Annotated in this window: 10 protein-coding genes and 1 pseudogene; 8 read left to right on the top strand and 3 right to left on the bottom strand. The window is 39.2% G+C overall.

What is annotated here, in order from left to right:
- Together H5T41_10415 and H5T41_10410 are read left to right on the top strand one after the other, a co-directional pair.
- Positions 1 to 555: type II secretion system F family protein (locus tag H5T41_10415; GenBank protein MBC7109174.1), on the top strand; the 555-nt coding region annotated here is incomplete at its 5' end.
- 4 nt (positions 556 to 559) lie between these two features.
- Positions 560 to 1486 carry a type II secretion system F family protein gene (locus H5T41_10410; protein ID MBC7109173.1) on the top strand — a complete coding sequence of 309 codons (927 nt, stop codon included), beginning with the start codon at positions 560 to 562 and terminating at the stop codon, positions 1484 to 1486.
- Here the strand turns inward: H5T41_10410 and H5T41_10405 are convergent.
- On the bottom strand, positions 1466 to 1948 hold the full coding sequence (locus tag H5T41_10405) for a peptidylprolyl isomerase (protein ID MBC7109172.1): 483 nt from the start codon (positions 1946 to 1948) through the stop codon (positions 1466 to 1468). The two genes, H5T41_10410 and H5T41_10405, sit on opposite strands and share 21 nt — an antisense overlap.
- Before the next feature lie 130 nt (positions 1949 to 2078).
- On the opposite strand from H5T41_10405, the gene H5T41_10400 reads away from it, so the two are divergent.
- Complete coding sequence (locus H5T41_10400; protein MBC7109171.1) at positions 2079 to 2366, top strand: hypothetical protein; 288 nt, start codon at positions 2079 to 2081, stop codon at positions 2364 to 2366.
- Positions 2367 to 2849: 483 nt separating this feature from the next.
- Here H5T41_10400 and H5T41_10395 read toward each other — a convergent pair whose 3' ends face one another.
- Positions 2850 to 3347, bottom strand: coding sequence for a DUF2118 domain-containing protein (locus H5T41_10395; protein MBC7109170.1), 498 nt, complete (start codon positions 3345 to 3347; stop codon positions 2850 to 2852).
- 73 nt (positions 3348 to 3420) lie between these two features.
- Here H5T41_10395 and H5T41_10390 point away from each other — a divergent pair, with 73 nt between their 5' ends.
- The 5 genes and pseudogenes from H5T41_10390 (at position 3421) to H5T41_10370 (ending at position 7253) form a co-directional block, all read left to right on the top strand.
- Positions 3421 to 4254, top strand: a complete 834-nt coding sequence (locus tag H5T41_10390; protein MBC7109169.1) for a DUF4129 domain-containing protein — start codon at positions 3421 to 3423, stop codon at positions 4252 to 4254.
- Positions 4244 to 4678 (top strand): hypothetical protein, encoded by a 435-nt coding sequence (locus H5T41_10385; GenBank protein MBC7109168.1) that lies wholly within the window; start codon positions 4244 to 4246, stop codon positions 4676 to 4678. The genes H5T41_10390 and H5T41_10385 overlap by 11 nt, the downstream gene beginning before the upstream one ends.
- Positions 4644 to 5597 carry a MoxR family ATPase gene (locus tag H5T41_10380; GenBank protein MBC7109167.1) on the top strand — a complete coding sequence of 318 codons (954 nt, stop codon included), beginning with the start codon at positions 4644 to 4646 and terminating at the stop codon, positions 5595 to 5597. Before H5T41_10385 ends, H5T41_10380 begins: the two co-directional genes overlap by 35 nt.
- Positions 5598 to 5602: 5 nt before the next feature.
- Positions 5603 to 6837: pseudogene (locus H5T41_10375) on the top strand (DUF58 domain-containing protein).
- Between the two features lie 2 nt (positions 6838 to 6839).
- On the top strand, positions 6840 to 7253 hold the full coding sequence (locus H5T41_10370) for a hypothetical protein (GenBank protein MBC7109166.1): 414 nt from the start codon (positions 6840 to 6842) through the stop codon (positions 7251 to 7253).
- Here H5T41_10370 and H5T41_10365 read toward each other — a convergent pair.
- Positions 7250 to 7559: carbohydrate kinase family protein (locus H5T41_10365; protein ID MBC7109165.1), on the bottom strand; the 310-nt coding region annotated here is incomplete at its 5' end. The genes H5T41_10370 and H5T41_10365 overlap by 4 nt on opposite strands.

The following is a 7559-nucleotide window of genomic DNA, read 5'->3' as shown; positions in this document are numbered from 1 at the left end:
TGGAGAGCTAGGGTAGTAGAGGTAGAAAAGGCCCTACCATATGTATTGCGCCACATGGCCTCTCTCTTGAGCGCAGGTGTTGGTATAGCGGAGAGTATGGTTTCAGTTGCAAATGCCGATTATGGCCCAATATCTGAAGAATTTGAACTCATAGTAAGGGATATGCATGGAGGAACTTCTTTTGAAGACGCTTTAATAAGATTTGAGGAGAAAATGGCCTCTGAAAATATTAGTAGGGTAGTAAAACAAATATTGAGAGCCATAAGATTTGGTGGAAACCTTGCAGACATATTATATAAGCTCGCTGAGGATTTTTCCTTTGAGTACAGAATGAAGCTTGTGGAATACATACAGAAAGTCAATGGTATAGCATTTGTTTATATGTTTATTACAATCATAATGCCTACACTTTTTGTTGTCGCAATACTTGCAGCTTCAATGATGTCAAGGAGTGTAGTAATGCCACCATCAGCATTGGCAGTTATTTTGTTATTTGGGTTCCCGGCAATCTCGGCTATGGTGGTCTTTATGATAAAACGTAGTGAGCCGAGGTGATTAAATGGCAGAAATTAGATTTCTTCATCCACTTGCAGAGGTACTTGGAAAAGTAATTCCGAAAAAATGGACTAGAAGGTATGAATTGTTCTTGTATTCTGCGGGGATTTCATTTTTAGCCTTGGAATTTCTCTTAGTATCTATTTTATTAGGAGTTTTGGTTGCAGTGGTTGTTTTCTTGATTTCTCCAGTAAAACTTTATACTCTTCCTGCATTTTTTGCTATGTTCTTAGGTATAGGATGGATATATCCTTATTGGAAAGTGACTAAAAAAACTGAAGGCATGGAAAATAACATTCCAGATGCCTTTTTCTATTTGGCAAGTTCTCTTAGAGCGGGAGTTTCATTTTCAGAAGCCTTAGAAGAAGCCTCGACTGCTAGATTTGGAGCTCTAACGGACGAATTTAAACGGACAGTCAATGAGATAAAAAGAGGTAGATCCACGTATGAAGCTTTAAAGGCTTTTGCATTAAGAAATAGGAGGTCAATTGTTATATACAGGTCCACCATGATAATCTTAGAAGCTTATGAAAGAGGTGCACCGATGGCAGATGTATTGGTAGCTGTTGCTAACGATGTTCGTGAGATTTTAAGGATAAGAAAAGAAAGAAGGGCCTCGACAGGAATGCAAGCGATGTTCTTTATAATCGCGAGTGGATTTCTTGGCCCAGGTATCCTTGGTATAGTCTCTCAACTTATGGGAAGCATGAACACCCCAGAAATTGGCTTAAACTTGCCTATGGATGCAATTTATAACATTCTTCTGGCATTTGTAGGGGTCCAAGCGATAGTCTCTGGGTTGGGGATTGGAATAATAAGAGAAGGAAAATTTTCTGCAGGGTTCAAGTATAGTGCAATGCTTGCCATAATGGGTCTTTTGGTATTTATTGTGGCTACTAGAGTTCAAATATCAGGCCTCGGGTTCATCTGAGGTTTCTTTTTTTACATCAACTATCTCAACTTCAAAAACAAGAGTCTTTCCAGCTAACGGGTGGTTAAAATCCAGAGTAACGTTTTCTTCTCCAATAGCAGTTATCTGTGCAATTCCGCTGTCCGTCATGATATAAGCCCCTTCTATAGGCTCTATACCTGCTTTTTCAAATTCACTTGTAGGAACGTTAATTATTAAGTCGTCTCTTGGCATTCCGTATCCTTTTTCTGGAGGGATTGTTATGATCTTCTTTTCTCCGACTTCCATTCCTAACAGAGCTTCATCTATTCCAGGGATGAGTTCACCAACACCAACGTTAGCTCCAAGAGGACCATAAGTTCGATCTTCCATATAAATTCCAGCTTCCTTGGCAATATTCTCATAAGTAGTATCAAAGATTTCTCCATTCTCAAATTTTCCAATGTAGTTAAAAACTACAAAATCTCCTTTTTCAACTTTCATTCTTTCCACCAACTAAATTTTTTCAAGATTAACTCTTTCATTGCCCTTATAACATTTTTGGTCAGCGTTATACAATTTTGTGATAAGGTATATATAGGAATTCGCTCTAATTACTATTAGGTGACCTTATATGGGAGAATTTGCGGAAATGCTTGAAAGAGAATTTAGTGGGTTAAAAACAAGAGAGATTTACTCAACAAAACTGGGCGATAGGTCTATTGAAATAATTGAAGTAGAGGCAAAAGGTTCTAAATTCCTTGTCATGTTCCAGGATGAACTGAAAAAACATGAACTGCATAGATGGTCTTTGATAATTACAAGTGCTAACAACACGAGGACGATTCAGGGAATGGATAAACTAGACACTTTAAAAATGAGAATTAAGGAGAATGTAAGGGCGATAATTGAAGGCATGTGATTAACTCTCGCTAGAGCCTCTTCACACTTGAAAACCCAATCACAGTGAGTTAGTCTGCAAGCTCGGCCTTTCCAAGAGCAAGTTCTCGATCCTCATGTATTCTATGAGGAAGAAAGGCCTTATCTGAAAGTTTTTGCGGTCCTTGGGGGTTGAGAAATCTCGACCCATTTCGCTTGTTCAGCTCAAGGACCTCAAATAGGACAACATATAAAGGGTAAGCAGAATGGCCATGTTCATGCAAGCTTGGTTCCCACCTCTTAATACGACAGCCCACTTCCTACTTTTCCTGTAATTCTTACCAGTTTTTCTGCTGGTTGGGACACAGAATTAGGACCTAATGTTAAAGCACTCGGCCAAAACTTCTCGTACGAATAGTGAAAGCCTCTTCCTCAAGGTGAAAATATTTTCGTCCTCCCATAACGCCCTTTGGAAATAGGCTCCCTATTATTAATCCCTCAGACTTCAGTTTTGCACTAAAGGATATTAAAGCTCCTCTGGAAGGAGATAGTATACATAGTGTGGTCTGTTGGTGAATTCATCGATGTAAATCACTGTTCCGTTCTTGGGTGGTTTGAGGTAGTGTACCTCCCCTTTTTTAGTTGTTATTGCAGCAAATGCATCACTTTTTCTAACTCTATTCCCGACCTCTGCGATTATACTTGAAACGTATCCTTCTACGGGTAGGAGCATTAGTTCATCCCCTTTGTAAAGTCTTATTTCTGTTCTTCTATCTGGCAATACTATTATCACATCACAAATCATTCTATGCTCATATTTGTCTACATAGAAACGAAATCTGTCATAGACTTCTTTTTTCATGAATTTTGCTTTTTTTACATCTATAAAAGCAGGAAGTTTTTCCTCTTTCTTTAACCTCACTTCTATGTTTTTCTGAATAATTATACAATCTATCTTCGCCTTATCATCCTCCACACATTCCTCAGCAGTGCTCTCAACGAAAAGCAGTGGGATTTTTTCCATATTTTCACCCAGGTTTTCTCCCGTTATGAAACTTTTTAAACCTATCTTTGCATAGATTTACAGATGAGAGATTATGAAGCGTAGATTGACAATCCTTTATTTTATCATCGTTCTACTAATGAGTGCTATAATAAGCTCTCAAGCTAAAATTGGAGAGGTTAAAAAGGGAACTCAAGACTATTACTTGATTGGTCTGTTCTTTGCTATTTTGATAGTTATTGCAGGGATAATATTAATTCAGATCTTTCTTGAAGTTGGAGATCCCTTTGTCAAAAAAGGCCCAGATTACGAAGTAAATTGGGGGATATTTCTTGCTATGATAGTTGGTTCTATCATAATAGCCCTTCCACTCCTTTATAAGGCGTATAAGACACCCTTGTCAAACATAACCATTAACCAGACAGGAGGGGTCTACCATGTTAATCAGAGTTATAATGTCAGCTTTTATGAGAGATACTTCCAAAACCCGTTAGGTTCATCTGTCGAAGGGAGTATCTATTTATATGCCTTCTTTGGAGTGCTTGTGACACTTTTGGCTTATGTTGCTGTTAGATTTTATCTTGATTTAAGAGCCGCAAAGGAGAGGAAAAGACTTAAAGAGATCGTAGAGAAATTTGATAAAAAGTTGGAGGAAGAAGGCATAAATTTCCTCGGAGATCCAAATGAGATAGTAATCAAATTGTATAAAAATGCGGTAACATGGCTCAGACTTTTGGGCATCCCTTACAGAGGAAGCTGGACACACTGGGAACATGCTGAGAAGGTGAAGTATAAACATGAGGCCTATGTGAGTCTTGCAAAGCTCTTTGAAAAAGCAAAATATGCACCTGAAAAAGTTACAATGGATGATGCTAGGAAAGCTTATGACCTCTATACGAGAATTAAAGGTGATGTAAATGAGGTTTAACCTTGCAATCATTTTAGCCTTTCCTTTTGTATTAATAGCGTTCTTTGCAGGCTCCTATATGGTTAGATGGGTTGCTGTTTTAATTGCTGGCGTGATTCTTCTTGCATTTGTATTGGAGGAAACTGAGTTCCCATATTTACCTAGAAGAAGAGGAAATGTGAGGAAAAAGAAGACGGATGTTGAGAGGCTCACTGACATCATAAAGATGGCAAGGAAGAGAACAATTGCAAGGCAAATACTCTCTGATGCAATTTTGGAGATATATGAAATTCTTGAAGATAATAGAGAGAAAGCAAAAGCAAGAACTCGAGAGATCTTTACTTCCCTACCTGAAGGGAATTTTTTAGATAATCTTGAAAATGCCATTAAAAGGGTGGAGGCGGATGTAAATGAAAATAGAAGAAGTTCACGAAAAGGGGAATAAGATTTTAAATGAAGTTGGGAAAGCCATAGTTGGGAAAACGGAAGTCCTGAAATTAATACTTGCTACAATTCTGGCTGATGGACATATACTCATTGAAGACTTGCCAGGCCTGGCAAAGACTCTAATGGCAAAAAGCTTTGCAGCAGCTTTAGGGGTTAACTTCCGAAGAGTCCAGTTCACACCAGATTTGTTGCCGTCAGATATTTTGGGGGTTAGTGTCTTTAACCAGAAGAGCCTTGAATTTGAATTCAAGAAAGGCCCGATATTCACGAATATTCTACTCGCTGATGAGGTTAATAGAGCACCCCCAAAAACTCAATCGGCTCTGCTTGAGGCAATGCAGGAGAGACAGGTAACAATAGAAGGCAAAACCTACTACCTTGAAAAGCCCTTTGTGGTGATAGCAACTCAAAATCCGATAGAGCAGGAGGGAACTTATCCTCTCCCCGAGGCCCAATTAGATAGGTTCTTAGTCAGGTTGAGAGTGGGGTACCCCACAAAGGAGGAAGAGGTTGAAATATTAAAGAGAAGAATTGGAAGGAAGAAAGAAGAAGTAGATATAAACCAAGTGAGTTCAGCAGAGGAGATCACGGAGATGCAAAAGGCAATTGAAGAAGTCTATATAAGCGATGCAGTTCTGGATTATATAACTGAAATAGTAAGGGCTACTAGAGAAAACAAGAGAGAAATTGAAGTTGGAGCCTCACCAAGGGGAAGTTTGGCATTGCTTAGGCTTTCGAGAGCTTACGCTGCTTTGGAAGGGAGAGATTATGTAATTCCTGATGACGTAAAGAAAGTAGCCATTCCTGCTTTAAGTCACCGCCTTATCTTGAAGAGAGAGCTTTGGTATACTAGAGTTAGCCAAGAGATGGTTATGGAAAAAATGCTTGAGAAAATACCAGTGCCAAAATTCGAGTGAGGGCCATGAGGGAGTTTTATCCAACAGGAAAGGCACTTCAGCTTTTATTAGCTCTGTGGTTAGGAGTTTTAATGGCATTTTTCACATTAAGGTGGGACATGATTTACTTGACACTCCCTATAATGTGGCTCTTTTTCATTGCAATAGCTTTTTTCAAACCTCGACTTGATGTAGAGATTGAGCGCATTCTCCCTCACGATAGGATTCTCGAGGGGGAGATTATAGAAGTAAAGCTTAAAGTCAAGTCAAAAGAGAGGGTCCCGAGCTTAAAATAACCGAAGATGTTTCAGAAGAACTTGAAATAGTTGAAGGCAGTAAAGAATTTTTACTCTCGCTAAAAAAAGACGAGGTTAGAGAAGTTTCATATAAAATTAAAGTTCGTAGAGGAGTTCACAAGTTCAACAAAATTAGGATGAGTTACCAAGATCCTTTTGGCTTTTTCAAAAAAGATAAGGAGATTGAATTATATGGTGAACTTATTGGAGTGCCTCTTATTGAGGACATAATAACTCCTTATTCCACAAAGGGAACGAAAATCACCGTCGGTCCATTACCATCTCCCAGAATTGGTGAAGGGGTCGAATTTCACGCAATTAGAGAGTATCAGTCTGGAGATCCATTTAAAATAATTAATTGGAAAGCAACAGCCAAACTTGGCAAGATAATGAGTAACGAATATGAAAGTGAGAGGAAGGTGGACGTTGTAATAGTTCTTGATGCAGGTTACCAAGGTGCTGAGGTTATAGACTACTCTGTAAGAGCGGCAGCTTCTCTTATGCTAGACAGTCTCAAAAATGGAACAAGTTTTGGTCTTTTGCTTTCAGAAAGTGTTCCCCTTTGGGCCCGGGTGGACTATGGAAAGAGGCATTTCTTCAAATGTGTTGATCTGTTAAGCACCGCAAAGCCCGGTAAGAACAATCTAATAGCATATCAGGTGGAACACCTCATAAGAACCCGCTTCCCAGCAAATGCTCAAATAATTTATATTTCTCCACTTGTAAGTGAGGAGAGCAGAAAGGCACTAAAGATGATGTATCATTATGGTTACAAGATAATAGTGATTTCTCCAGACCCGTATTCTGCTCTAAAACCAAAAAGCAAGGAAGAAGATCTTGCTATTAAAATCTTGGACCTCAGGAGAAAGGCTTACCTTAGGAAACTCTCTCCCTACGCGTTGATAATAGACTGGGATATCACCAAGCCCCTTAAAACAGCTATTTCGGAGGTTATTAGGCTATGAAGATTGGAATAAGATTTTCTCCAATTCCACTCGTCATTATGGCGTTTATTTTACTGGGATATAAAGACCTCCTACCAGTATTAGCATTTGCGCCATTAGCGTTTTTCTCATATTTCTTTGGTACCTTATTTCTTATAGCTCTTATGGGGTTCTTAGTATACTACAAAGTAGGGGGTATTGAGGGCCTGTTTTTGGTGGTATTAGGACTTATTTTCATTGAATCTGCGTACTTGGATAGAGAAAAGGCCCCAAGGGAACACTACTTAATAGTCACTGTAGCATCTCTTCTGGCAATTCCGACATACATTTTAATAGGGGGACTTTCGGCGGTCATGCCCAAGTTTGAGGTGACGGCCATTGCGGTACTTGTATTGATCTCTCTATACCTGTTCTCTAGGATGGTGACGAGCGACTAGACTTCAATACTCCAGCTTCCCTTCTTCTTCAAGACTTCTCTTGCCCTTAGCAACCCCTGGTTTATGCATTCTTCTATAGGTTTTTCTTTTACGTAATAGGCCAAAAAACCTCCAGCAAAGGCATCTCCAGCTCCAGTAGGGTCAACTATCTCGCTGATTGGCAAAGCTTCAAACTTCATGAACTTTTCTCCATTGTAGAAGAGAACTCCTTTCTCTCCTAGGGTGATTATTGTTAGATTCGCGCCCCATTCATACAGTATTTTGGCAGCCTTTTTGAGATCCTTTTCTCCGGTAATTGTTCTCGCT

The organism is Methanomassiliicoccales archaeon (assembly GCA_014361295.1).
In the GTDB taxonomy this organism is placed as follows: domain Archaea; phylum Thermoplasmatota; class Thermoplasmata; order Methanomassiliicoccales; family JACIVX01; genus JACIVX01.
Note: the sequence above shows the minus strand (reverse complement) of the source record. Positions and strands in the feature narration are given on the sequence as shown.

What these genes read in the sequence shown, in the direction of transcription:
- H5T41_10410 (MBC7109173.1), top strand. Translation starts at nt 560, where the DNA reads ATGGCAGAAATTAGATTTCTTCATCCACTTGCAGAGGTACTTGGAAAA.
- H5T41_10405 (MBC7109172.1), bottom strand. Translation starts at nt 1,948, where the DNA reads ATGAAAGTTGAAAAAGGAGATTTTGTAGTTTTTAACTACATTGGAAAA.
- H5T41_10400 (MBC7109171.1), top strand. Translation starts at nt 2,079, where the DNA reads ATGGGAGAATTTGCGGAAATGCTTGAAAGAGAATTTAGTGGGTTAAAA.
- H5T41_10395 (MBC7109170.1), bottom strand. Translation starts at nt 3,347, where the DNA reads ATGGAAAAAATCCCACTGCTTTTCGTTGAGAGCACTGCTGAGGAATGT.
- H5T41_10390 (MBC7109169.1), top strand. Translation starts at nt 3,421, where the DNA reads ATGAAGCGTAGATTGACAATCCTTTATTTTATCATCGTTCTACTAATG.
- H5T41_10385 (MBC7109168.1), top strand. Translation starts at nt 4,244, where the DNA reads ATGAGGTTTAACCTTGCAATCATTTTAGCCTTTCCTTTTGTATTAATA.
- H5T41_10380 (MBC7109167.1), top strand. Translation starts at nt 4,644, where the DNA reads ATGAAAATAGAAGAAGTTCACGAAAAGGGGAATAAGATTTTAAATGAA.